This is a genomic window from Serratia sp. SCBI (assembly GCF_000747565.1).
GTDB lineage: Bacteria > Pseudomonadota > Gammaproteobacteria > Enterobacterales > Enterobacteriaceae > Serratia > Serratia ureilytica.
Map to the genome: position 1 here is coordinate 3,474,696 of NZ_CP003424.1, position 24,642 is coordinate 3,499,337.

Sequence of the window (24,642 nt, forward strand, 5' to 3'; positions counted from 1 at the left end):
ATGGCCCGCGGCGGAAGCGTTCGCGCCGAACACCCTCAGACGTTAAGCCAGCGCGAACCGTCGGTTTGTCACACTTTCGGGGTGACCGTGCCCCAGGTGTTGCTGTTTTGCTTGCCCTGGACGGTAATCTGAATGACTTCGCTCGCCGGGGCGGTAATCTCATTCATTTTCCAGCCGGACAGCGACAGGATGGAGGTGGAGGTGCGGCCGTTCGGCAACTCGACGTAGAACTGCACCGTTTCGCGCTTGTCCGCCGCATTCAGCAGCGCCGCAAAATCGGCGTTGGACGGATCGTCGATGAAACCGATGGATTTCTCCGCGCCTTCCGGCAGGTCGGAAATAAACTGCTTGGCGGTATCCAGCAGCGTGGTGCAATCGACAAAACCGCCGGTTTGCCCCATTTCACCTACCGCTTTACAGTTGGTCAGCGCCTTCATGGCCGTGGTTGCAGCCCCGACGGTGCCCCATTTGACGATAGTGCCGGCAGGCAGCATGGCGTATTCTGGCGAAGTTTTATCAGCCATAGTTTTTCTCTCTCTTTTTGATGAAGGATGGTAGCGGTCGCTACCGGTTTTCGATGCCATAGCGGACGTGAGCCGCCAGGATGCGTAACACTTGGTGCTTGTGGTGATCCAGCGCAGGGCGAATAAACGGGGCGGCGGCTTGCGTTGCCATGCCGTACTCCTGTTCCAGGGCTCTGCGGTAATGCTGTTTACTGGGGCCGACGCGCAACGTCACCGCGTTCCATCCGGTAACGGCCGGGCGTATCGCGATACCGGCGCTCAGCGAGGGTTCGCTGTTTGGCGCCCCTCGTTCGGCGCACTGCCGCATGGTGCCAAGAACCGGGGCCAATGCGGCGTGGCCGGCCTCCGGCAGAATGTGACTGGCGACCTCGCGCCGAATCGCTTCCAAACGGCGAGTCAATTCCGCCATGCCGGTAACGTTTATGGCGATCACGCCGCCACCTCGGAATGAGTGATGAGGTAATCGCGGGCCATCCGATACTGGACGCGGTTATCCGCCAGGGGCGTGGCGCTCTGCAAAAGGGTGCTGCGCGTGACCGCTTGTACCGGCCATTCGCCGATATGACCATGTTGAACCCCTTCCCAGGCATTCAAAACCGCTTTGTCCAGAGCGATCAGCCGGGAGTAATCGTCGATCACGTACAACACGACCTGAAAACGGCTCTGCACCAGCGAGCTGTCAACCAGACCGGTGTTCACTTTCAGATCGCTGATCTTCTGATAGGTCACGCCTTCTTGCTGCGGATCCGGCAGGATCAGCGGATGAACCGCCAGATGGGTTAGCGCAGTCAGCGAGCGTTGAATTTCATCTTCAATCATTTGGACAAGGTCTCCGTCGTTTCGAGAGTTGAATCGTTCTGCAGATGCATTTGGGCATCAGGAAAGGAATAGCGCGCGTTCCGCCGCGCGCCGGGCAACCAGCCCATCGAGCCGCACACCGCCCGCATTCACCCATCGGCCGAACTGGTCGGCCGCCCCCTGCCGATCGCCGGCGTTCAGCCTGCGCAACAGCGTCGAGTTTTCCAACGCGCGCAGGCCCAGGTTATAGGCGAAGCTCACCAGCGCATCGAACTGCCCCTGCGTGACTGTCACCGCCACCAGCCGTTCGACGCCCTGTTCGAATTGAGCGACACCGCACACCAGCAAACGCTCGGCCGTTGCGGCATCGATCGCCATGCCGGCCCCAACTTTTCGTCCCGCTACCGGTTGAGTCCACCCGTAGCCGATCGTCCAAACGCCGACCGAGTCCTGATAAGCCTGCAACCGCAGGCCTTCGAAACGCTTAATCAGCGCCATGCCGTCGTCACTTATCTTCATGGTTTCCTCCTGACGCTTTATTGAGAAATCGGCGTTCCAATGCCTTGATCAGCGATGCTCCCGACCATCCCGCCATACCGCATACGCCGCCCATCACCTCCGAAGGCCAGTCGTAATGCAGCGCAATCATCACCATGGTCAAACCAGCGAAAATAGAAACGAACAGCTGCAAAAACAGCGTCCTCCAGCTAAAGGTTTCGCCGTTCAAGACCTTGAAGGAATAGCTGGCGATCGCCCCCAGCAGCGTCATACCGAAAGCAAGCAGCATTGAAAGGATGTTTGGTTCATTTTTCCAAGGCATAGTCATCACCCTCCCCTTACCGGGGCATAGCCCGATCGTCGGGAGTCATGGAAAAGAGCGGCGAAATGCAGCCCCTAACCGTCATTCCTGCTCCATTTAAAAAACGGCCATTTACGCTGTCGAAAATGGCTTATCCGTTCTGCCCAACCTGAGCAGATAAATAAGGATTGCGCCGTTTTATAAAGGAGAAGGATTAGCCTCCCGTCGTGGCCATTCAACGACAGTCATTATTCAGTGAGTGATTGACCGTTTTGACAAGGAGGCTAAAAATGAAAAACCCCGTCGAAGCGAGGTTTATTTGTCGTGCGGCGGCGCCGGCAATAATTCAGTTTTATCAGATTACACGCTTATTTGCGTACACGTGAGTCTTTTATCATAAAAAATAAAACCCCGCCGGAGCGAGGTTTAGCTATCGTGCGGTGGCGCCGGTAACAATTCAGTTTTATCAGATTACACGCTTATTTGCGTACGCGTGAGTCTTTTATCATAAAAAATAAAACCCCGCCGAAGCGAGGTTTAGCTATCGTGCGGCGGCGCCGGCAACAATTCAGTTTTATCAGATTACACGCTTATTTGCGTACGCGTGAGTCTTTTATTATAAAAAATAAAACCCCGCCGAAGCGAGGTTTAGCTATCGTGCGGCGGCGCCGACAACAATTCAGATTTATCAGATTACACGCTTATTTGCGTACGCGCGAGCCTTTTATTATAAAAAATAAAACCCCGCCGAAGCGAGGTTTAGCTATCGTGCGGCGGCGCCGGCAACAATTCAGTTTTATCAGATTACACGCTTATTTGCGTACGCGTGAGCCTTTTATTAATTATTGCAACGCGCATGCGCTATTGTTATTCCTGACGCAATAGGGAAACAAGAAATAAACCCTCATCAACGTCAACGACAGGCGTTTCAGCGATCCATACTCAACTTTATATCCAACATCGCCAGGCATCCCCCGATAAATCCCTCCGCCGTTTGCATCTCTTTGCGTATCGTACCGTCTGAACATTTCCTTTTCAGGGCGATCTTACGCAGAGATATGCCATAAACATGGTGGGCAATGATGAGATCGAACTCTTCGGGTTTGTATTTCTTCAATCTGCCCACGCAACCGTCGATCACCAGGCCGTCATCATCGCAGCAGGAACGCTCGCCATTCGACTTATAGGACAACAGCCCTTTGAACCCGGCAGCAATGGGGGAATAGTCGATGCCGCTGTTATCCCTGGCCCATACGCCCCACCGCTCCAAAACCTCATTCATATCTCTCATGCTTCCACCTCCTTTGGGCGTTTGCCATATCGCCAGGGCTCCATGTTGTTGACCGACGTCGATCGAGCCGTTCTTCTGCTCGGCGTGCGCCAAGACGCAACAACCGATCCGCCCGGCGGACCCACCGAGGGATATCATCCAAAGCACTGTATAAATAGCCAGTATCAAGTATACCCAGAGGTATCTTTTTTTCAATAGCGAAAATCCATTTACCTGCAGGTAAATTTAGGTACGATGGCCTCATGAAAAACGAGCAAAAAATGCACCTGCAGGAGATGCGGCGAGAGCGTCTGATCATCCTGATCGATAACCTCGGCGTGGGGGGGCAAAAGCGCCTTGCCGAGGCGCTCGGCATTGCCGCAGACTATGTTTCTCGTCTGCTCTACCCGCCGGGCAAGAAGGGTAAAAAGGGCATCAGTGGGGACATGGCGCGAAGGATTGAACAGTACTTCGCCGTGCAAATCGGCTGGCTGGATGGCCTGGAGCAGACCGGGCAACGCCCCGTCAGGCAGAAGGCCGCACAGGCCTTGGCTAAAACGCTGCCGCTGCTGGCGTGGACATTGCCGTTGTCTCATGAACAGTTGCGCAAAGGAACGACCGTCCACTACCCGGCGATGGTGCAATGCAGCGCTCTGGCCTACTGGTTGCCGGTGCGGGATGACACGATGAGCGGCTCTGCCGGCGCCAATTACCCAAAGGGAGCATTGATTCTTGTCGAACCCATGACTGCCGGTATAGCCGAGCTCGTGTCCGGTGATAAGGTGATAGCGAAACGCTGCGACAGCGCAGAACTTATCTTTAGAAGGTATGTTGAGGAAGCCGGTCATCAGTGGCTTAAGGGGAACATGCCGGGTTGTCCGACTTTGAATGCCGATGAGTACATGATTCTCGGGGTGGTGCTCGGTGCCTGGCTGCCCTGACCTACCCGTTTGAGACGACATAATGCAAAAAACCGCCAACCTTACGGCTGACGGTTTTTTTTGCACTCAGGGCGCCGGTACTGCTTTATCATGGTGCCGGCTACCGGAATCGAACTGGTGACCTACTGATTACAAGTCAGTTGCTCTACCTACTGAGCTAAGCCGGCTGAATTTGGCGGAAGGACAGAGATTCGAACTCTGGGAGCTGTTACACTCGACGGTTTTCAAGACCGTTGCCTTAAACCACTCGGCCATCCTTCCAATGGGCGCTGATATTAGCGATACCGTTATGAAATGTCTATCGTTTTGATGCAAAAAAATCGCATCGGCGGCGCAGTTGCCTAAACTTCAGGCCTTAAACGCTTAAAAAATGAAAAGCCCCGCAAAAGCGAGGCTTTTATGTTCGGCTGAAACGCGATTACTTCGGCTGCGAATCGTAGTCTGAACAGGTTTGATAGCCCTTGTTCATGACATGGCCCGTGTCGTTGTAGCTGACAAAATACGTTTGCACTTTGCCATCGCGCGGCGCGACCGCATAGGTGTCGCAAGTGCCCTGCGCATGGATCAGCGTGGCGGACGTCGACGGCGGACCGGCAATCGCCCGCACCTGCTGCTTGGTCATCCCTACTTTGACATCGCTGACCACCGGCTCATTGACATAACTGGTTGCACGGTCATAGGCGGTGCAGCCGGCAAGAATGGAAAATACCGCCGCAGTGCCGACGGCCAAAACCAACTTCTTCGTCATAGCTTGTCCTCTTGGAGTACGTTTGTTGTCCCCTAAGTCTAGAAGTGGAAAGGCTTTTCTACAAACTCCCCTTTGTCGATCGGTGCGCTTTTTCTCACGTTCGGCCGGCGCGGGCGCGACATCGGATTCAAAAGCCGAAATCGCTCAGCGCCGGGACATCGTCCGGGCGCCGACCGAGCGGCCAATGAAAACGCCGATCCTGTTCGCGAATCGGCATGTCGTTGATGCAGGCATGGCGGTTGATCATCAACCCTTCCTGATTGAACTCCCAGTTTTCGTTGCCGAAGCTGCGATACCAGTTGCCGGAATCGTCGCGCCACTCATAGGCGAAACGCACCGCGATGCGCGCGCCGTCAAACGCCCACAGTTCCTTAATCAGCCGATACTCCAGCTCTTTCGCCCACTTGCGTTGCAAAAATGCGACCACCGCCGCGCGGCCGTCGACAAACTCCGCGCGATTACGCCAATGGGTATCGAGGGAATAGACCTGCGAAACCCGCTCAGGATCGCGGCTGTTCCAGGCATCTTCCGCCAACCGTACTTTTTCGATGGCGGATTCACGGGTAAAAGGCGGCAATGGGGGTTTAATGCTCATGATCATCTCCTGCGTATAGGTAAGTAGACAACTCTGTCTACATCATTACGCTAGCGCATGTAGACAGAGTTGTCTACAATCACTCGAAAATAGCTTGGGAGAAAAATGATGACCGTTGATCGCAACACCTTGCCCGCCCGTCAGCGCATCCTGCTGACGGCCCACGATCTGTTCTATCAGGAAGGGATCCGCGCCACCGGCATCGATCGCATCATCAAGGAATCAGGCGTCACTAAGGTGACGTTTTATCGCCACTTTCCCAGCAAGAACGATTTGATTACGGCGTTTTTGGCCTATCGCCACCAGCAGTGGCTAACCTGGTTCAGTACAGCGTTGGATCGACATGTGGCGCAGAGCGGCGGGTTACTGCCGGCGCTGGCGCCCTGCCTGGCGGAATGGTTCGACGATCCGCGTTTTCGCGGCTGCGCGTTTATCAATACGGCCGTGGAGATCGCCGATCTGCTGCCGGAAAGCCTGCACCTCGCCGGCCGGCATAAGCAACAGATGACGGATGAACTGGCGCGCCACCTGCCCGCAGGCCCGCAGCGGGAACAGCACGCCGCGATATTGGCGATGCTGATCGACGGCGCCATCGTCAGGGTGCAGATTGAGCGCCAGCCGCAGCCGGCGTTGCAGGTGCTGAATGCCGCGCTGGCGTTGTTGGCGCAAGGCGGGTTCGATCAGTAATTGGCCCAGATGCCCGGCGTCACCAGTTCCAACAGGTGGGCGTCGGGATCGCGAAAGTAGATGCTCTCGCCACCGTGATCCCAACGCATGCGCCCCTCAATTTCCACGCCGTTGGCCGTCAGATGCCGTTCCCAGTGCGGCAGTTGGTCTTTTGCCACCGCCAGCCCGATATGCGCCGGCCCCACGCCATCGTGCGCGGGAATAAAGCCGGTCGGATAATGCGCCCCACGCAGCGAATCGCCCTCGACAAACAGCAACAATACGCTCCGATCGCCAACGTTATAGGCGCGGAACCGCTCGTTGGCGACCATCGCCGGCAACCTCAGCACTTCTCGGTAGAAGGCGTCCGCTCGCTCAATATCGCTGACGTACAGCACCGTTTCGATCACCTTATCGATCTTGAGTTCCATATCATCCCCCTCTTTTTTGTACTGACAGCGTAGGCTTAGAGGAGGAAAACCACGGTGCTTCCCGTGCCGATAGCGGATCAATCCGTGCTTTTTTACCGGTTTACAGGCAAAAAAAACGCGGCCCGAAGGCCGCGCGATGACGTTCACACTGAGGTGCTTAGAACTGGTAAACCAGGCCCACGGCAACCACGTTGTCGGTGTTGATACCGGCAGCGTCGGTGAAGTCGTTGTTGTCCATCAGGTTGATTTTGTAATCAACATAGGTAGACATGTTTTTGTTGAAGAAGTAGGTCGCACCCAGGTCGACGAATTTGACCAGGTCTTGATCGCCGTAGTCCTTGCCGTTACCGGCGCGGCCCAGGTCTTTACCTTTGGTCTGGTTATAGCCGACGAACGGACGCAGACCGAAATCGAACTGGTAGTGCGCATAGGCTTCGAAGCTCTGCGCCTTGTTGGCGTAGCCGTAAGCACCATCATCCTTGGCAGAGCTGCCGAAACGCGCCGCGTTGTAGGACTGGGTGAACATCACCGCCAGGTAGACGTCGTTGGCGTCATATTTCAGACCGCCGGAGTAACCTTCGGCCTTGTCGCCGCGGCCCATGATGTTCTGGTGACCGTTAGCGCCGTTCTGCTCGCTGGTGCGGCGAGAGTTAAAGAAGGCGCCCGCCGCGCTGATGCCGTAGCCCATGTCATAGCTCATGGACATACCGTAGCCTTCGCCGTTCTGGCCAAGGACGTCGCGACCGTTGTTGGTCTCTTCGCCATTGCCATTTTTACCCTGGTACTGCAGGGCGAAGTTCAGGCCGTCAACCAGACCGAAGAAGTCGTTGTTACGGTAGGTCGCCAGGCCGCTGGAACGCTGGAACATGAACTGGTCGGCGCCGTAGGTCATACCGTCGAACTCAGGCTGCAAGTCGGTATACGCCGCGACGTCGTACAGCACGCCGGTATTACGGCCGTAGTCGAAGGAACCGTAGTCGCCGAATTTCAGACCGGCGAAGCCGTAACGGGTGAAGTTCTTGTTGTCCTGGTTTTCAGCGTGGTTCAGGTTAGCCTGATATTCCCACTGGCCGTAGCCGGTCAGCTGATCGCTGATTTGCGTTTCGCCGCGCAGGCCAAAACGCATATAAGACTGGTCACCGTCCACGCCGTTGTTGCTGGAGAAATAGTGAAGACCGTCGACTTTACCGTACAAATCCAGTTTATTACCGTCTTTGTTGTAGATTTCCGCCGCGCCTGCTGTGCCTGCAACCAGCAGTGCGGGTACCATCAGAGAGAGTACGCGAAGTTTCATCGTTATTATCCTCGTTAATTATGTCGAGCTACGGCCACTGCCCTTTTCGAGCATTATTAGCACGACTGTGCATTACCATTCTGGTAACAAGGGTTATATTAATCCAGAAAGAAAATGATACCAAGTATCCGATAGTGTTTCAGCGTGATTAATAAAGGTTTCAAAATGTAAATACGCGCGAACTTTCACAAAACATTACCGACAAACAAAATAAAGCACTTAAAGACAAAGAATAGATTAATTGATAAAAAATCATGTAGTTATACAAATCTTTAAGAAAAAAAAGCCAACCATACAATTGTGCTGGACAATAAGCACATTGTGCCAAAACGCCGCCTGCACGCAGCCGCTATAATCACCTCGCTATCATCATTATTTTCATTATTACCTTCATTATCCGAAGATAATTTCTGCATACCTTTAACCGGCTTCTGGCCGGTTTTTTATTTTCCTCCACACTGTCCTCACAATTTCAATTCGCACAAATAGCACGCAAATAAATAACCTCGCGATATAGTTTCGCCAATTTACATCCGCACTAATTGCTAATCTTTTCTCTTATTTTGGTCTACAAATTGAATTTGTTTTTCATTTCGTGCTTTATCTCGCCGAATATTGTGTGTCACAGGCAAAATTGGCCGCAGAGTTTCACTTCTGGTAGCCTGAAAAAAAGCTCACCCTCAGCGAGTAAAGTCATGATGCCATTTCACCCAGAGGCGCTATGGCGGCGGCTGCAAGGCTCCCCCTTCCGCGCCCGTTTCCGTTTGAATCCCAAAGACCAGAGCTATCTTGACGACAAAGGCTTGCCGCTGATCCTCAGCCATGCCCGCGACTTTATCGATCGCCGTCTGGCCGCCGACCACCCCAAAAACGATGGCAAGCAGACGCCGATGCGCGGCCACCCGGTGTTCGTCGCCCAACACGCCACCGCCACCTGCTGCCGAAGCTGCCTGGAAAAATGGCACGGCATACCGCAGGGCATCGCGCTGGACGAGCAGCAAAAAGACTATATTGTCCAGGCGATCGCCCTATGGCTGGTGCGCCGAGGCGGCGCCAGAGAGGAATCAGGCGCGAATCTTTTCGACCCGGATCGCGGATTGTGATAAAAACTGTCAGTAACTTTCGCCACTCTTTTGACCCAAGATCCTGACGCTTACATGACAGCCACCTTGTGCAATGAACAGCAAACGCCCGGCGTTCCTCAACAGATCGCCACCCGCCTGGCCTTTTTCGTCGCCGGCCTGGGTATGGCCGCCTGGGCGCCGCTGGTGCCCTTCGCCAAAACGCGCATCGGCCTCGATGACGGCTCGCTCGGCCTGCTGTTGTTATGTATCGGCGCCGGCTCCATGTTGGCGATGCCGCTGACCGGCTTCCTGACCGGCAAACTGGGCTGCCGCGCGGTGATCCTGATGGCGGGGCTGGGGCTGTGCATCGATTTGCCGTTGCTGGCGCTGATGGACTCCCTCGGCGGCATGGCCGTGGCGCTGCTGTTGTTCGGCGCGGCGATCGGCATGATAGACGTGGCGATGAACGTGCAGGCGGTGATCGTCGAGCGCAACAGCGGCAAGGCGATGATGTCCGGCTTTCACGGCTTCTTCAGTATCGGCGGCATTGCCGGCGCAGGCGGCGTCAGCGCGCTGCTGTGGCTGGGGCTGACGCCGCTGCAATCCACCCTGCTCACCGTGCTGGCGGTGATCGTGCTGCTGGCGTTCGCCAGCCGCCATCTGCTGCGTGACAGCGGCGCCGACGACGGCGGACCGATGTTCGTCTTGCCGCGCGGTTGGGTGATGTTTATCGGCATTCTGTGCTTTATCATGTTCCTGGCGGAAGGCTCGATGCTCGACTGGAGCGCGCTGTTCCTCACCACGCTGCGCGGCGTCGAACACAGCCAGGCCGGGCTGGGCTATGCGCTGTTTTCCATCACCATGACGCTCGGCCGTCTCAATGGCGATCGGGTGGTGAACTCGCTGGGCCGCTACCGGGTGCTGCTGCTGGGCAGCCTGTGCGCCGCTGTCGGTCTCAGCCTGGCTATCGCCTTCAATCACGCCACCGTTTCGCTGGTCGGCTTTATGCTGGTTGGCCTGGGCGCTTCCAACGTCGTGCCGATTCTGTTCAGCGCCGCGGGCAACCAACGCGATATGCCGGCCAATTTGGCGATCGCATCCGTTACCACCGTCGGCTATGCCGGTATTCTGGCAGGCCCGGCGCTGATCGGCTTTGTCGCTCAGTTTTCCAGCCTGACGGTGGCCTTCGCCTGCGTAGCCGCTCTGCTGTTGGCGGTGACCGCCAGCGCCAGGGCCGTCACTCGCTGATTCAGGAATGCGCAGCCACTATGCAAAATAAACAACTGACCATTAGCTCCAGCAATATCACTCGCTGTTTCCTGCTGTTTATCGTGCTGCTGACGATCGGCATCGGCCTGTATGGCTACAACTACACCAACGCCTGGCTGGCGGAAAAGAAGTACACGCTGAACAGCATCGCCGGTTCGCTGCAAAAGCGCATCGATACCTATCGCTACATGACCTATCAGGTCTATGACAAATTCGGCAACGCGCCGGCGCAGAATGTCGATCCCGGTTTGCAGGAAACCCGCCTGCGCCCCGACGTCTACTATGTCGAGAAGCCGCACAAGAAAACCGACGCGGTGATCTTCGGCAGCCATGACGAGAACACGCTGGCGATGATCGCCAACATTTCGGACTACCTGGACAACCGTTGGGGCGCCAAGACCGAGAGCTACGCCATGTATTACCTCAATGGTCAGGACAACAGCCTCAGTCTGATCACCACTCAGCCGCTCAAAGAGCTGGCTTCGCGCTTTAGGGAAAGCTACCTGACCACTTCGGCGGACGAACGCCGCGCCGAGATGCTGCAACAGGCCAATATGCTCGACGAACGCGAGAGCTTTTCCGATCTGCGCAAACAGCGCTTCCAGAACGCCTATTCGTTCTCGATTCGCACCACCTTTAATCAGCCGGGGCATCTGGCGACGGTGATCGCCTTCGACTTGCCGATCAACGACATCATTCCGGCCAACCTGGCCCGCGCCAATTTCCTGCTGCAGCCGGACGATGTCGAGCTCGACGACAGCGCCATCCCGGCGGAAACCGCCCTCGGCGCCCAGGCGGCGATGAGCGGCGGCTGGGTGGAGTTCAGCGCCGCCCTGCCCAATGCGCCGCTGAAGGTGGTGTATCGCGTTTCGGCCATTAATCTGGCCATCGATCTGCTGCGCAACAACATCTGGCTGATCGCGGTCAATCTGCTGCTGTTGGCGCTCTCGATGCTGAGCATCTACTTTATCCGCCGCCAGTACATCCGCCCGAGCGAAAACATGGCGGTTGAGCTGGAGGCCGAGCGCGCGCTGAATCAGGAAATCGTCTCCAGCCTGCCCTCCGGCCTGCTGGTTTACAGCTTCGCCAACAATGCGGTGATCGCCAGCAACAAAATCGCCGAGCACCTGCTGCCGCACCTCAGCCTGCAAAAAATCGCCCATATGGCCGAACAGCATCACGGCGTCATTCAGGCAACGGTCAACAACGAGGTGTATGAAATCCGCATTTTCCGCAGCCAACTGTCGCCGGATACCTACCTGTTCCTGATGCACGATCAGGATAAAGAGGTCATGGTGAACAAGCGGCTGCAGCAGGCACGGCGTGAATACGACAAAAACGTGCAGGCGCGCAAACTGATGTTGCACAACCTGGGCATCGAACTGAATCAGCCGGTGCGCCAGATGCACGATCTGGTCGACAGCCTGCGCAACCAGCCGGATGAGGAACAACAGCAGGCGCTGCTGGGCCAACTGACGGCGGCGTCGTCGTCGGTGCTGGGATTGATCGATAACATCACTCTGCTGACGCGGCTGGAAACCCAGGACTGGCAACCGACGCGCGAGCCGTTCAACCCGGCGGCGATGATCGACGAGTTGCTGCAGGAAGCCCTGCCCGCCCTCAATCAAAAGGGGCTGGCGCTGTTCAAGCATTTCCAGCTGGACGTCGAACAGAACTACATCGGCGACGCCAACGCGCTGCGCAAAGTGATCTCGCTGCTGGTGCATTACGCCATTATCACCACCGCCTGCGGCAAGATTTCTCTGGTCATCGACCATGAGCCCGAACACCCGGATCGCCTGATTTTCCAAATCAACGACACCGGCTCCGGCATCTCCAACGAAGAGATCAGCAATCTCAATTACCCGTTCCTCAGCCAGACGCTGGTGGACCGCTTCAACCACGGTTCCGGCCTCACTTTCTTCCTGTGCAATCAGCTGTGCAAGAAGCTTAACGGCCAGTTGGACATTCGCAGCAAAGTGGATATCGGCACTCGCTATACCATTCGCGTCGCCATGGAGATGGAGAGAAAAGAGCCGCAGGAACAGGAAAAGCTGCTCGACGGCGTCACCGCCCTGCTGGACATCACGTCAGATGAAGTGCGCGGCATCGTGACCCGCCTGTTGCAGGCTTACGGCGCCGACTGCCTCGTCGCCGAAGATCGCGCGGTCAACCGCGATTATGACGTGCTGCTGACCGATAACCCGCAGCGAGCCGATGATTACACGCTGTTGCTGGCGACCGATGAACCGGGTTGGCAAGCGCTGGATAAACGCTACATTCGGGTGAACTATAACCTGAACGGCGCATTAATCGACGCCGTGCTGATGCTGATCGAACAGCAAATGGCCGCGCTGGAGCAGGAAGAAAGTCCGCTTTCATTGAGCTCAGAAGATATCCAACTCTATGAAAAACAATTGAAATCAAGTGATTACTATGGGCTGTTTGTCGATACAGTACCCGATGATGTCAAAAAACTGTATACTGAGGCGGGCAGCAGTGATTTCAATGCGCTGTCACAAACCGCACACCGCCTGAAAGGCGTGTTTGCCATGTTAAATCTGCTTCCCGGCAAGCAGCTGTGCGAATCGTTAGAACAGCGCATCGCAGAAGGTGATGCGCCCGAGATCGAGAATAACATCAGTCAGATTGATTTTTTCGTCAGCAGACTGCTGAAGCAAGGTAGCCAACAACATGAATAACCTGAACGTAATTATTGCTGATGACCATCCTATCGTACTGTTTGGCATCCGGAAGTCACTTGAGCAAATTGAATGGGTGAATGTCGTTGGGGAGTTCGAAGACTCAACCGCACTGATCAACAATCTGTCCAAGCTGGATGCCAACGTGCTGATCACCGATCTGTCGATGCCGGGTGACAAGTATGGCGACGGCATCACGCTGATTAAGTACATCAAGCGTCATTATCCGCAGTTGTCGATCATCGTGCTGACCATGAACAACAACCCGGCGATCCTGAGCGCGGTATTGGATCTGGATATCGAAGGCATCGTGCTGAAACAAGGCGCGCCGACCGATCTGCCGAAGGCGCTGGCCGCCCTGCAGAAAGGCAAGAAGTTCACGCCGGAAAGCGTCTCCAAACTGCTGGAGAAAATCAGCGCCAGCGGCTATGGCGACAAACGCCTGTCGCCGAAAGAGAGCGAAGTGCTGCGTCTGTTCGCCGAAGGTTTCCTGGTGACCGAAATCGCCAAGAAACTCAACCGCAGCATCAAAACCATCAGCAGCCAGAAGAAATCGGCGATGATGAAGCTGGGCGTAGAAAACGACATCGCCCTGCTCAACTACCTCTCGTCCGTCAGCATGACGCCGTTGGACAAAGACTAAAGCCCGCCTCACGGCAGGTTAACGCCAAACAGGCACGGCATCCGCCGTGCCTGTTTGCTTTTCAGGCCTCGCTGCGGTTGTAGCGTACCTGCTGGCTGTAATAAGCCAATGTCTGCTCCAGCGTCTCCAGCGTAACCGGTTTCGACAGGCAATTATCCATGCCCGCCTCGAGACAGCGCTGCTTCTCCTCCGCCAACGCGTTCGCCGTCACGCCGATCACCGGCGCGCTGAACTGCATCTCCCGCAGCGCCTGCGTCAGGCGATAGCCGTCCATGTTCGGCATATTGACGTCGGTCAACACAATATCGACGTGGTGCTGTTTCAGTACGGCGAGCGCGTCTACGCCGTCGTTGGCGGTCACCACCTGATACCCCAGCGACCCCAGCTGATCGGAAAGCAGGCGACGGTTGATCGGATGATCGTCGACCACCAGCAGATGAATATCGCCGTTGTCCGTCGCGCTGGCCTTGGCGGGCACCGGCAGCTGCACCAGCGCCTCTGCCGCGCCGTTGCCGACGCCGAACAATCGGTTGATCAAGGTCAGCGTTTCACGCGGCGTAGAGGTGCTGTGCATCCAATAGCCTGGCCGGGTTTCCAGCGACGGGCCGATATGTTCGGTCGAGAACTGGATCTGAGCCAACAGCGGCGTGTTCAGCATCAGCGGATAATCGCTGAGCATCACCTCGTCGGCGGCGGTCTCCTGCCCGTCATAGCGCTGGATATCGGCGCCGTAGCCGCCCAGAATCGCCATCAGGTAGCTTTCCAGCCGCTGATTGCGGATATCCAGCCACAGCCGCCGGCCCTGCCAGGTATCGCTGGCCTGCGGGATCGGGAACTGGGCGTTAAACAATGGAATGCGAATGCTGAACAAGCTGCCCAGCCCCGGTTCGGACTCGACGGAGACGTCGCCGTCCATCAAGTTGACCAATTTCTCGCAGATCGCCAGCCCCAAACCGGTGCCCTGGAAGTGGCGCTGCACGCCGGTGCCCACCTGGAAGAACGGATCGAACAGGCGTGAGATCTCCTTCTCCGGAATACCGACGCCGGTATCGCGCACGCTGAATTCCAGGTAGCTGCCGCGGGTGCAGACCTGCAGCACGATGCAGCCGGTATCGGTGAACTTGATGGCGTTGTTCACCAGGTTGGACAGCACCTGCTGCAGCCGCACCGGATCGCCGAAGATACGCTCCGGCACGTTTTGCTCGATAAAGCAGTACAGCCCCAAACGTTTCTTCACCACCAACGGCAAATAGTTGCCGGCGATATGGGTGATCACCTCCAGGCAGGAGAACTCACGCGGTTCAATCTTCAGCTGCTCGGACTCGATTTTGGAGAAGTCGAGAATATCGCTGATGATTTTCAGCAGCAGCCCGGAAGAGTTGTTCATCGCATTGACCAGCCGATCGACCCCTGGCGGTAACGCCTTGGTCTGCAGCAGATCGAGGTTGCCGATAATGCCGTACAGCGGCGTGCGCAGCTCATGGCTGACGGTGGCCAGGAACATCGATTTAGACTGGCTGGCCTGCTCCGCCGCCGCCGCCATCTCCTGCAGCGACTCTTCCATTTTCACGCGCGCGCTGACGTCCACCAGCACGCAGATCGCCACCTCTTCGTTGCGGTAACGCGAATGGACAAAGCTGATCTGCAGATTATTGTTGTTGCTGGTCATCACATCGACGAAGTTCGCCTGCTGTTCGCAGATGATGCGCGTAATGCGATCGCGATCTTCGTGGGTCAACAGGTTGATGTAGTTGTGCGCCAGTTCGTTACTCAGAATATTGGTGCCATCGCTGATGCGCAGGATACAGATGCCCACCGGCGCCGAGGCGACGATCTTGCGGTTGAACTGTTCGTGTTCTTCCAGCCGGAAGGCATTGTCCTCCGCCGGCAGGAACATCTTGCGCTCAAACAGCCACGCCAGCGTGAACAGCACGATAGCCGACAACAGGTTCAGCAACAGCGCATTGAGGATCAGCATTTTGAAGCGTTCCACCACGCTTTTCACCGGCAGCGCATAAACGATGCTCAGCGATGAAGGCGGCAGCGCTTTTTTCAGGATCAGATCGCGGTAGTTATCGACATAACCGAAGTAAGCATGCTCTTCGGGGTAGCTGTTGAGCGCAGCGGCATAGCGATCGCCATCCGCCAGGCGCAGTATCGGATCGTTGTTTTCATCCAGCAGCGTGACGCCGATCGGCAGGTTGCCGGCGGTGACGAAATCTTCCAGCCGGACGGTTTGCTCGATGCCCAGCAGCGCCTCCAGCTTGTTGCCGATATAGAGAGGCGTCAGCACATACAGATAACCGATGTCAGGCCGCTGCGCGCTGGGACTAATCCAATACAGGTTGTTGTCTTTGTCCAGATTCTTGGCGTTGCGATATTTCAGAATGCGCTCGTGCAGCAACTTCAGCATGTTTTCCCGGTTGGCGACCGCGTTGCCGCCGCCGAATTCCGCCAGACACAGGCTGTCGCCGCCGATAAAGAACACCCGGTTGAGATCGTAGGCTGCCACGAAGTTCTCTTTCCAATACTGGATCAGGCCGCTCAGCGAATCGAGTGAACTGCGGTAAGTGGCGCTCAGGGCGCAGTTAGACTCTGGATACAGCGGATAGAATTGCGGTGGGCTGCCCTTGCCGGGGATCACACCGCTGAACATGTCCAGGCCGCTGACCGAACCGTTGAGGCGGTTTTCCGCCATGTACTTGATGTCGCGTATGATGTCGGCGGAATGGCGAATATAGCCCTGCGCCTGATCGAAATTGAGGTTGTACTCCTGGCGGATGTCCGATTCTTTCTGATGCAGGATATTCAGAATATAAAAGGTGGTGAGCAGCGCTCCCAACGACCACAGCAAAATCGCCAGCACCCGGAACAGATAGCGGGATATCTTCAGCGTAGTTCGAAAAGAGGCTAAATATTTCAATCGGATACCATACGAAAGTCAGTGGCGGCGCGCGTTGTCGCCGGCGCAGCGGCCGGCGGCTCGGTGCGCCAATTAAACCATATAACTGAAAAAGGGCCTAGCATCGCTGCCAGGCCCTTTTGTCTCAGTGCATTACGGTGTCGGCATGCCGACGCCCTCACCTTGCTTAAACGTTGTCGTCGTCCATCGGCTCAGCCGCGTCGTCGCCATCGTCCAGCGGCGTAGTGTCTTCTTCCACCGCTTCCGCGCCCGGTTCCAGGCTGTCCAGCTCTTCGTCTTCCACCGGCTCGGCCACGCGCTGCAGACCGACGACGTTTTCGTCTTCCGCCGTACGGATCAGCGTCACGCCCTGGGTGTTACGACCGACCACGCTGACTTCCGAAACGCGGGTACGCACCAGCGTGCCGGCATCGGTGATCATCATGATCTGGTCGCTGGTTTCCACCTGCACGGCGCCGACCACCTGGCCATTACGCTCGCTCACCTTGATGGAGATAACCCCCTGGGTGGCGCGTGACTTGGTCGGGTACTCGGTGACTGCAGTACGTTTACCGAAGCCGTTTTGCGTGACGGTCAGAATGTCGCCCTCGCCGCGCGGCACGATCAGCGAAATCACGCTGTCGCCTTCGCCGAGGTTGATACCGCGCACGCCGGTCGCGGTACGGCCCATCGAACGCACCTGCGTTTCCGGGAAGCGCACCACTTTACCGTTGGCGGAGAACAGCATCACTTCGTTGGTGCCATCGGTCAGATCGACGCCGATCAGCTCGTCGCCCTCGTTGAGGTTGACGGCGATAATGCCGGCGCTGCGCGGACGGCTGAACTCGGTCAGCGCGGTTTTCTTCACGGTACCGCTGGCGGTGGCCATGAACACGTGACGCCCTTCTTCATACTCGCGCACCGGCAGAATGGCGGTGATACGCTCATCGGCTTCCAGCGGCAACAGGTTGACGATTGGGCGGCCGCGCGCGCCACGGCTGGCTTCAGGCAGTTGATACACCTTCATCCAGTACAGGCGGCCACGGCTGGAGAAGCACAGGATCGTATCGTGGGTGTTGGCCACCAGCAGGCGATCGATAAAGTCTTCTTCTTTAATACGCGCGGCGGACTTGCCTTTGCCGCCGCGGCGCTGAGCTTCATAGTCGGACAGCGGCTGATACTTCACGTAGCCCTGGTGAGACAGGGTCACCACAACATCTTCCTGGTTGATCAGGTCTTCGATGTTGATGTCGGAAGTATTGGCGGTGATCTCGGTGCGACGGCCGTCGTTGTACAGCTCTTTGACCGCCACCAGCTCTTCGCGGATCACTTCCATCAGGCGCTCTGGGCTTTCCAGAATAAAGATCAGCTCGGCGATGAAGTTGAGCAGCTCTTTATATTCGTCCAGCAGCTTTTCGTGCTCCAGGCCGGTCAGTTTCTGCAGACGCAGATCCAGAATCGCCTGAGCCTGCTGCTCGGTCAGGTAGTACTTGCCGTCGCGGATGCCGAACTCCGGCTCCAGCCACTCAGGGCGAGCGGCGTCGTCACCGGCGCGTTCCAGCATGGCGCTGACGTTGCCCAGATCCCACGGCTGAGCCACCAGCGCGACTTTCGCTTCCGCCGGCGTCGGCGCACGGCGAATCAGCTCGATGATCGGGTCGATGTTGGCGAGCGCGATAGCCAGCGCTTCCAAGATATGGGCGCGGTCACGGGCCTTGCGCAGTTCGAAGATGGTGCGGCGGGTGACCACTTCGCGGCGGTGGCGCACGAAGGCTTCGAGGATATCTTTCAGGTTCAGCAGCTTAGGCTGCCCCTGATGCAGCGCGACCATGTTGATGCCGAAGGTAACCTGCAGTTGCGTCAGCGCATACAGGTTGTTCAGCACCACTTCGCCGACCGCGTCGCGTTTGACTTCGATCACGATGCGCATGCCGTCTTTATCGGACTCGTCACGCAGCGCGCTGATGCCTTCTACGCGTTTTTCTTTCACCAGCTCGGCGATCTTTTCGATCAGACGCGCCTTGTTCACCTGATACGGGATCTCGTGAACGATGATGGTTTCGCGGCCGGTTTTGGCGTCGGCTTCCACTTCCGCGCGCGCGCGCAGGTAGACTTTGCCGCGCCCGGTGCGGTAGGCCTCTTCAATGCCGCGACGGCCGTTGATGATCGCCGCCGTCGGGAAGTCCGGCCCCGGGATGTGTTCCATCAGCCCTTCGATGCTGATGTTTTCATCATCGATATAGGCCAGGCAGCCGTTGACGACTTCAGCCAGGTTGTGCGGCGGAATATTGGTGGCCATGCCCACGGCGATGCCCGACGAGCCGTTTACCAGCAGGTTCGGGATCTTGGTCGGCATAACGGCCGGGATCTGCTCGGTGCCATCATAGTTAGGCACGAAGTCGACGGTTTCTTTTTCCAGATCCGCCAAAAGTTCGTGAGCAATCTTGGACATGCGCACTTCGGTATAACGCATCGCCGCGGCGGAGTCGCCGTCGACGGAACCGAAGTTACCCTGACCGTCCACCAGCATGTAGCGCAGTGAAAACGGCTGAGCCATACGCACGATAGTGTCGTAAACCGCGCTGTCACCGTGCGGGTGATATTTACCGATCACGTCCCCGACGACACGGGCCGATTTCTTGTATGGTTTATTCCAGTCGTTACCCAATACACTCATCGCGTAAAGAACGCGGCGGTGAACCGGCTTCAGTCCATCACGAACATCTGGCAGCGCACGTCCGACAATAACGGACATCGCGTAGTCCAGATACGAGTTTTTCAACTCGTCTTCGATGTTTACCGGTGTGATTTCTCTGGCAAGGTCGCTCATGGAGCTGCTATCCCTCTACTAATGATTCATCTGCCCGCTGCCATAGTGGCAAAGGTGTAAAACTATATCACAAAGCACGCTTTACGGGAAAATAACCGCCGCTGTTTCACGGAAATTGTACAGATTAGTGCGCTAAAAACGCATCGACGCAGACGATGCCGCGCCGGAACATGTATAATCCGCGCAACGAGAATAAGGAGCCAGACAAGCCCATGAACGCAGAATCATCCAGCCGAGTGCAAAACGTTGACCACCAGGAAATCGCCAAGTTCGAGGCCGTCGCCTCCCGCTGGTGGGATCTGGAAGGCGAGTTCAAACCGCTGCACCGCATCAACCCGCTGCGCCTGAACTACATCATGCAGCGCGCCGGCGGCATTTTTGACAAGCAGGTGCTCGACGTGGGCTGCGGCGGCGGCATTCTGGCGGAAAGCATGGCGCGCGAAGGCGCCGAAGTGACCGGCCTGGACATGGGCGGGGAGCCGCTGCAGGTCGCCCGGCTGCACGCGCTGGAAAGCGGCGTGAACGTGACTTACGTGCAGGAGACGGTGGAAAGCCACGCTCAGGCCAACCCGCAGCGCTACGACGTGGTCACCTGCATGGAAATGCTGGAGCACGTGCCCGATCCGGCCTCGGTGGTGCGCGCCTGCGCCCAACTGGTGAAACCGGGCGGCCACGTGTTCTTTTCCACCATCAACCGCAACACCAAAGCCTGGCTGATGGCGGTGATCGGCGCGGAGTACGTGCTGAAGATGGTGCCGCAGGGCACCCACGATCATAAGAAGTTTATTCGCCCTTCCGAACTGATCGGCTGGGTCGACGGCACGCCGCTGCGCGAAAAGCACATGATCGGCCTGCATTACAACCCGATCACCGATCATTTCAAGCTTGGGCGCAACGTTGACGTGAACTACATGGTGCACACCCAGCACGAAGGCTGAGCGCTGTAAACCGCGCCGGCCCTGCGTTATCGGGGTTCGGCGCCAACGCGCTGTTAGGAAAAATACCTAATTTCCGCGACTTCGATCAAAATAGCGGTTGTAGACAGTTTTTTAGAATATTAAATCAGATCAATATGCCGTTTTTTTCTAACGTTTAATAAAGCGCCAAACGATCGGTTTTTTCAGTTTTTCAGTAAAATCTGATCTCGCTTATTGACAAGCTTGTCGCGCCAGTCACGGCGCGCACTGCGAACGGCAAGTTACATTTCACCCCCAAGTTATCCACAAATTAGGCCGGTTTTGTTCACTTGCAAACGCCGTTTTTTCTCACTATCTTGTTACCTCACCGACATACAACCCCTATATATAGTGTTTACATACTGAGCAGAGCGACTACACTTCTGCTTAGGGGCACCATACGGACAGGTAAAACACCACATGAACCAAAGTCTGCTTGTAACTAAACGCGATGGCCGTAAAGAGCGCATCAACCTCGACAAAATCCACCGGGTCATCGATTGGGCCGCAGAAGGATTGCACAACGTCTCGGTTTCTCAAGTAGAGTTGCGTTCCCACATTCAGTTTTATGACGGCATCAAAACCGCCGACATTCACGAAACCATCATCAAAGCCGCTGCCGATCTGATCTCCCGCGATGCGCCGGACTATCAGTACCTGGCCGCTCGCCTGGCGATCTTCCACCTGCGTAAAAAGGCTTACGGCCAGTTCGAACCGCCGAAGCTGCACGCTCACGTGACCCGCATGGTCGAGATGGGCAAATACGATAAACATCTGCTGGAAGACTACAGCGCTGAAGAGTTCGAGCAGATGGACTCCTTTATCGATCACTGGCGCGACATGAACTTCTCTTATGCCGCCGTCAAGCAGCTGGAAGGCAAGTATCTGGTGCAGAACCGCGTCAGCGGCGAGATCTACGAAAGCGCCCAGTTCCTGTACATGCTGGTGTCCGCGTGCCTGTTCTCCAACTACCCGCGTGAAACTCGTCTGGATTACGTCAAACGTTTCTACGACGCGATTTCCACCTTCAAGATTTCGCTGCCTACGCCGATCATGTCCGGCGTGCGCACCCCAACCCGCCAGTTCAGCTCTTGCGTGCTGATCGAGTGCGGCGACAGCCTGGACTCCATCAACGCCACCTCCAGCGCCATTGTGAAATACGTTTCGCAACGCGCCGGCATCGGCATCAACGCCGGCCGCATCCGCGCGCTGGGCAGCCCGATCCGTGGCGGTGAAGCCTTCCATACCGGCTGCATCCCGTTCTACAAACACTTCCAGACCGCCGTCAAATCCTGCTCGCAGGGCGGCGTGCGCGGTGGCGCGGCAACGCTGTTCTACCCGATGTGGCACCTGGAAGTGGAAAGCCTGCTGGTGTTGAAAAACAACCGCGGCGTTGAAGGCAACCGCGTGCGCCACATGGACTACGGCGTGCAGTTGAACCGCCTGATGTACCAGCGTCTGATCAAGGGCGAAGACATCACTCTGTTCAGCCCGTCCGACGTGCCGGGGCTGTATGACGCGTTCTTCGCCGATCAGGACGAATTCGAGCGCCTGTACACCCAGTACGAGAAAGACGACAGCATTCGCCAGAAGCGCGTGAAAGCGGTTGAGCTGTTCTCGCTGATGATGCAAGAACGCGCCTCTACCGGCCGTATCTATATCCAGAACGTCGACCACTGCAACACCCACAGCCCGTTCGATCCGCAGATCGCGCCGGTGCGCCAGTCCAACCTATGTCTGGAAATCGCACTGCCGACCAAGCCGCTGGAAGACGTCAACGACGAAAACGGCGAGATCGCGCTGTGCACCCTGTCCGCCTTCAACCTGGGCGCGATCGACAGCCTGGACGATCTGGAAGAGCTGGCGACCCTGGCGGTACGATCGCTGGACGCCCTGCTGGATTATCAGGATTATCCGATCAAGGCCGCACACCGTGGCGCAATGGGTCGCCGCACCCTGGGCATCGGCGTCATCAACTTCGCCTATTATCTGGCGAAGAACGGCGTGCGCTACTCCGACGGCAGCGCCAACAACCTGACCCACAAGACGTTCGAAGCCATTCAGTACTACCTGCTGAAAGCCTCCAACCGTCTGGCGCAGGAACAAGGCGCTTGCCCGTGGTTCAACGAAACCACCTATTCGCAGGGCATCCTGCCGATCGACACCTACAAGAAAGACCTGGATGCGATCTGCAGCGAGCCGCTGCACTACGACTGGGAAACCCTGCGTAAAGAGATCCAGGAAACCGGTCTGCGCAACTCGACGCTGTCCGCCCTGATGCCGTCGGAAACCTCTTCGCAGATTTCCAACGCCACCAACGGCATCGAGCCGCCGCGCGGTCACATCAGCATCAAGGCGTCGAAAGACGGCATCCTGCGCCAGGTGGTGCCGGAGTATGAGCGTCTGAAAGACAACTACGAGCTGCTGTGGGAAATGCCGAGCAACGACGGCTATCTGCAGCTGGTGGGGCTGATGCAGAAATTCATCGACCAGTCGATTTCGGCCAACACCAACTACGATCCGACCCGCTTCCCGGGCGGCAAGGTGCCGATGAAGCAGCTGTTGAAAGACCTGCTCACCACCTACAAGTTCGGTGTCAAAACGCTGTACTACCAAAACACCCGCGACGGTGCGGAAGACGCCCAGGAAGATTTGCAGCCTGCCAAGGCCGGCGATGACGACTGCGAAAGCGGCGCCTGCAAGATCTAAAGTTTGACCTAGCGGGCCGGAATTTTCCGGCCCCTTCATTTAGCCACGTTACGATGGATTCAGGCTTATGGCTTACACCACTTTTTCTCAGACCAAAAACGACCAGCTGCAAGAGCCGATGTTCTTCGGCCAGTCGGTAAACGTTGCGCGTTTCGACCAGCAAAAGCATGAAATCTTCGAAAAACTGATCGAAAAACAGCTCTCCTTCTTCTGGCGCCCGGAAGAGGTTGACGTTTCCCGCGATCGCATCGATTACCAGGCGCTGCCGGAGCACGAGAAGCACATCTTCATCAGCAACCTGAAGTATCAGACCCTGCTGGACTCCATCCAGGGCCGCAGCCCGAACGTCGCCCTGCTGCCGCTGATCTCGATCCCTGAGCTGGAAACCTGGGTGGAAACCTGGTCGTTCTCCGAGACTATCCACTCCCGTTCCTACACCCACATCATCCGCAACATCGTCAACGATCCGGCGCTGGTGTTCGACGACATCGTCACCAACGAAGAGATCAAGAAGCGCGCGAAAGACATTTCCGGCTACTACGACGATCTGATCGAGATGACCAGCTACTATCACCTGCTGGGTGAAGGCACCCACCAGGTGAACGGTAAAACCGTCACCGTCAATCTGCGTGCGCTGAAGAAGCAGCTGTACCTGTGCCTGATGAGCGTGAATGCGCTGGAAGCGATCCGCTTCTACGTCAGCTTTGCCTGCTCCTTCGCTTTCGCCGAGCGCGAATTGATGGAAGGCAACGCCAAAATCATCAAACTGATCGCCCGCGACGAAGCGCTGCACCTGACCGGCACCCAGCACATGCTGAACCTGATGCGTTCCGGCGCCGACGATCCTGAAATGGCGGAGATCGCCGAGGAATGTCAGCAGCAGTGCTACGATCTGTTCGTGCTGGCCGCCCAGCAGGAGAAAGAGTGGGCGGAATACCTGTTCCGCGACGGCTCGATGATTGGCCTGAACAAAGACATCCTGTGCCAGTATGTGGAGTACATCACCAATATCCGCATGCAGGCGGTCGGCCTCGGTCTGCCGTTCGAAACCCGCTCCAACCCGATCCCGTGGATCAATGCCTGGTTGGTGTCCGACAACGTGCAGGTAGCGCCGCAGGAAGTGGAAGTGAGCTCTTACCTGGTTGGCCAGATCGACTCGGAGATCAACGCCGACGACCTGAGCGACTTCGAACTGTAAGCGATGGCGACGCCAACCGTAACGCTGCGCGCCGCCGGCACGCAGCTCTCTTGCCCTAACAGTGAAAACTGCCTGCTCGACGTGCTGGAACTGCACGACGTGCAGGTGGAGTACCAATGCCGCTCCGGCTATTGCGGCGCCTGCCGCCTGAAGCTGGTGAAAGGCGAAGTGGCCTACCGCCAACAGCCGCTGGCGTTTATCAACGCCGGTGAAATCCTGCCCTGCTGCTGCATGCCGCTGACGGATATCGAGCTGGAAATGTAAAGTCGGGTGCCGGAAACCGCGCCAGGAGACCAGAAGGCG

At 56.9% G+C, this 24,642-nt stretch carries 22 protein-coding genes and 2 tRNA genes; 10 read left to right on the top strand and 14 right to left on the bottom strand.

Annotation, left to right across the window (positions count from 1 at the left end; translation table 11 throughout):
- Positions 1-68: 68 nt before the first annotated feature.
- The 6 genes from SERRSCBI_RS16270 to SERRSCBI_RS16295 form a co-directional block, all read right to left on the bottom strand.
- Positions 69-524 (bottom strand): major tail shaft subunit, encoded by a 456-nt coding sequence (locus SERRSCBI_RS16270; RefSeq protein WP_033652513.1) that lies wholly within the window; start codon positions 522-524, stop codon positions 69-71.
- 40 nt (positions 525-564) lie between these two features.
- Entirely contained in the window at positions 565-957 is a 393-nt protein-coding gene (locus SERRSCBI_RS16275; RefSeq protein ID WP_042785077.1) for a hypothetical protein, read from the bottom strand.
- Positions 954-1,343 (bottom strand): hypothetical protein, encoded by a 390-nt coding sequence (locus tag SERRSCBI_RS16280; RefSeq protein WP_042785078.1) that lies wholly within the window; start codon positions 1,341-1,343, stop codon positions 954-956. Before SERRSCBI_RS16280 ends, SERRSCBI_RS16275 begins: the two co-directional genes overlap by 4 nt.
- A 57-nt stretch (positions 1,344-1,400) precedes the next feature.
- Positions 1,401-1,841 carry a lysozyme gene (locus SERRSCBI_RS16285; RefSeq protein WP_042785079.1) on the bottom strand — a complete coding sequence of 147 codons (441 nt, stop codon included), beginning with the start codon at positions 1,839-1,841 and terminating at the stop codon, positions 1,401-1,403.
- Entirely contained in the window at positions 1,828-2,148 is a 321-nt protein-coding gene (locus tag SERRSCBI_RS16290) for a phage holin family protein (RefSeq protein WP_033652509.1), read from the bottom strand. The genes SERRSCBI_RS16285 and SERRSCBI_RS16290 overlap by 14 nt, the downstream gene beginning before the upstream one ends.
- 901 nt (positions 2,149-3,049) lie before the next feature.
- The gene (locus SERRSCBI_RS16295; RefSeq protein ID WP_042785760.1) at positions 3,050-3,412 is read right to left on the bottom strand and encodes an antiterminator Q family protein; all 363 of its coding nucleotides are present in this window, start codon (positions 3,410-3,412) and stop codon (positions 3,050-3,052) included.
- 242 nt (positions 3,413-3,654) lie between these two features.
- Between SERRSCBI_RS16295 and SERRSCBI_RS16300 the strand changes: the two genes are divergently transcribed.
- Positions 3,655-4,332: a LexA family transcriptional regulator gene (locus SERRSCBI_RS16300; RefSeq protein ID WP_042785081.1), complete on the top strand. Its 678-nt coding sequence runs from the start codon at positions 3,655-3,657 to the stop codon at positions 4,330-4,332.
- 91 nt (positions 4,333-4,423) lie between these two features.
- Here SERRSCBI_RS16300 and SERRSCBI_RS16305 read toward each other — a convergent pair.
- The 4 genes from SERRSCBI_RS16305 to SERRSCBI_RS16320 all read right to left on the bottom strand — a co-directional run bounded on the left by SERRSCBI_RS16305 (position 4,424) and on the right by SERRSCBI_RS16320 (position 5,675).
- Positions 4,424-4,499 (bottom strand) — tRNA-Thr (locus tag SERRSCBI_RS16305).
- 6 nt (positions 4,500-4,505) lie between these two features.
- A tRNA-Ser gene (locus SERRSCBI_RS16310) sits at positions 4,506-4,593 on the bottom strand.
- A gap of 157 nt (positions 4,594-4,750) precedes the next feature.
- The gene (osmE, locus tag SERRSCBI_RS16315) at positions 4,751-5,080 is read right to left on the bottom strand and encodes an osmotically-inducible lipoprotein OsmE (RefSeq protein ID WP_004935874.1); all 330 of its coding nucleotides are present in this window, start codon (positions 5,078-5,080) and stop codon (positions 4,751-4,753) included.
- A 127-nt stretch (positions 5,081-5,207) separates the two neighbouring features.
- Positions 5,208-5,675 carry a nuclear transport factor 2 family protein gene (locus SERRSCBI_RS16320; protein WP_033643833.1) on the bottom strand — a complete coding sequence of 156 codons (468 nt, stop codon included), beginning with the start codon at positions 5,673-5,675 and terminating at the stop codon, positions 5,208-5,210.
- A 108-nt stretch (positions 5,676-5,783) separates the two neighbouring features.
- On the opposite strand from SERRSCBI_RS16320, the gene SERRSCBI_RS16325 reads away from it, so the two are divergent.
- The gene (locus SERRSCBI_RS16325) at positions 5,784-6,362 is read left to right on the top strand and encodes a TetR/AcrR family transcriptional regulator (protein WP_033643834.1); all 579 of its coding nucleotides are present in this window, start codon (positions 5,784-5,786) and stop codon (positions 6,360-6,362) included.
- Here the strand turns inward: SERRSCBI_RS16325 and SERRSCBI_RS16330 are convergent.
- Together SERRSCBI_RS16330 and ompC are read right to left on the bottom strand one after the other, a co-directional pair.
- Entirely contained in the window at positions 6,356-6,772 is a 417-nt protein-coding gene (locus tag SERRSCBI_RS16330) for a VOC family protein (protein ID WP_033651921.1), read from the bottom strand. The genes SERRSCBI_RS16325 and SERRSCBI_RS16330 overlap by 7 nt on opposite strands.
- A gap of 157 nt (positions 6,773-6,929) precedes the next feature.
- Positions 6,930-8,066: a porin OmpC gene (gene ompC, locus SERRSCBI_RS16335; RefSeq protein WP_033651922.1), complete on the bottom strand. Its 1,137-nt coding sequence runs from the start codon at positions 8,064-8,066 to the stop codon at positions 6,930-6,932.
- A gap of 695 nt (positions 8,067-8,761) precedes the next feature.
- Between ompC and SERRSCBI_RS16340 the strand changes: the two genes are divergently transcribed.
- Genes SERRSCBI_RS16340 through rcsB form a run of 4 tightly spaced genes read left to right on the top strand, consistent with a single transcriptional unit; the run spans position 8,762 to position 13,744 of the window.
- Positions 8,762-9,169, top strand: coding sequence for a DUF4186 domain-containing protein (locus SERRSCBI_RS16340; protein WP_071883569.1), 408 nt, complete (start codon positions 8,762-8,764; stop codon positions 9,167-9,169).
- Between the two features lie 54 nt (positions 9,170-9,223).
- The gene (locus SERRSCBI_RS16345) at positions 9,224-10,378 is read left to right on the top strand and encodes an MFS transporter (protein WP_042785082.1); all 1,155 of its coding nucleotides are present in this window, start codon (positions 9,224-9,226) and stop codon (positions 10,376-10,378) included.
- Positions 10,379-10,398: 20 nt separating this feature from the next.
- The gene (gene rcsD / locus SERRSCBI_RS16350) at positions 10,399-13,101 is read left to right on the top strand and encodes a phosphotransferase RcsD (RefSeq protein ID WP_042785083.1); all 2,703 of its coding nucleotides are present in this window, start codon (positions 10,399-10,401) and stop codon (positions 13,099-13,101) included.
- Positions 13,094-13,744, top strand: a complete 651-nt coding sequence (gene rcsB / locus SERRSCBI_RS16355) for a response regulator transcription factor RcsB (RefSeq protein WP_004935900.1) — start codon at positions 13,094-13,096, stop codon at positions 13,742-13,744. Before rcsD ends, rcsB begins: the two co-directional genes overlap by 8 nt.
- Positions 13,745-13,805: 61 nt before the next feature.
- Here rcsB and rcsC read toward each other — a convergent pair whose 3' ends face one another.
- A complete protein-coding gene (gene rcsC, locus SERRSCBI_RS16360) occupies positions 13,806-16,667 on the bottom strand; it encodes a two-component system sensor histidine kinase RcsC (RefSeq protein ID WP_042785084.1) in 2,862 nt (953 codons plus the stop codon).
- Positions 16,668-16,833: 166 nt separating this feature from the next.
- Positions 16,834-19,476 carry a DNA topoisomerase (ATP-hydrolyzing) subunit A gene (gene gyrA / locus SERRSCBI_RS16365; RefSeq protein ID WP_033643840.1) on the bottom strand — a complete coding sequence of 881 codons (2,643 nt, stop codon included), beginning with the start codon at positions 19,474-19,476 and terminating at the stop codon, positions 16,834-16,836.
- A gap of 212 nt (positions 19,477-19,688) precedes the next feature.
- Here gyrA and ubiG point away from each other — a divergent pair, with 212 nt between their 5' ends.
- From ubiG to yfaE, 4 genes are all read left to right on the top strand, one after another.
- Positions 19,689-20,414, top strand: coding sequence for a bifunctional 2-polyprenyl-6-hydroxyphenol methylase/3-demethylubiquinol 3-O-methyltransferase UbiG (gene ubiG, locus SERRSCBI_RS16370; protein WP_033644327.1), 726 nt, complete (start codon positions 19,689-19,691; stop codon positions 20,412-20,414).
- Between the two features lie 438 nt (positions 20,415-20,852).
- A complete protein-coding gene (gene nrdA / locus SERRSCBI_RS16375; protein ID WP_033632525.1) occupies positions 20,853-23,141 on the top strand; it encodes a class 1a ribonucleoside-diphosphate reductase subunit alpha in 2,289 nt (762 codons plus the stop codon).
- A gap of 67 nt (positions 23,142-23,208) precedes the next feature.
- Complete coding sequence (nrdB, locus tag SERRSCBI_RS16380) at positions 23,209-24,339, top strand: class Ia ribonucleoside-diphosphate reductase subunit beta (protein WP_019453694.1); 1,131 nt, start codon at positions 23,209-23,211, stop codon at positions 24,337-24,339.
- 3 nt (positions 24,340-24,342) lie between these two features.
- A complete protein-coding gene (yfaE, locus tag SERRSCBI_RS16385; protein WP_015378558.1) occupies positions 24,343-24,603 on the top strand; it encodes a class I ribonucleotide reductase maintenance protein YfaE in 261 nt (86 codons plus the stop codon).
- Positions 24,604-24,642: the final 39 nt, after the last annotated feature.